This is a genomic window from Bradyrhizobium sp. 62 (assembly GCF_023073035.1).
Lineage (GTDB): Bacteria > Pseudomonadota > Alphaproteobacteria > Rhizobiales > Xanthobacteraceae > Bradyrhizobium.
On record NZ_JADPIT010000012.1, the window covers coordinates 1 to 577 of the forward strand.

The 577-nt window shown below is 58.2% G+C and carries 1 protein-coding gene; it reads left to right on the forward strand.

Going from position 1 to position 577, the window contains the following annotated elements; translation table 11 throughout:
* Positions 1–577: GAF domain-containing protein (locus IVB47_RS07610; RefSeq protein WP_247460808.1), on the forward strand; the 577-nt coding region annotated here is incomplete at both ends.

Genomic DNA, 577 nt, shown 5'->3' on the forward strand with positions numbered 1-577 from the left:
ATGGCGGCCACATTCGAATCACAGCTGTCCTCTTCCCAAACAATACGGGGTCGCTCGACGTCGTCGCTGCAACGAGCGAGACAGGGTTCATTCCGCAAATCAGCATTTCAGTCGACGAGGCTTCAGTCCACGGCCACGGACTTGCGGGACGGGCATATCGCTCGGGGCGCCCCGCTCTCAGCAATGACGTGGTTTGTGATGAAACGTTGAACCCGTGGCGAGAGCATTCGATTGCCTGCGGCGTCGGTTCAACCCTGGCGGTCCCGATTGTTCAGCGCGAGCGAAGCATTGGCGTCTTTCTATTTTGCTTCGCAGCAGCCGGATCTATCACTGGCGAAATAAGCGCGCTCCTCGAACGCGTCGTCGAGAATGTCGCATTCGCTCTCGAAAGGTTCGCGGGGGCCGAACGGCAAAAGGAAGCCGAGCGCGCGCAACGCGAGGCTGAGAACAAAGAAGCTGCGTTGCACCGCATGTACATCGCGCTATGCAAGACAAACGAAGCCATGATGCGCGCCGGGTCACGGGAAGAACTCTATGATCTTGTTTGCGATGCAGCGGTTCTGGGCGGCCATTTTAC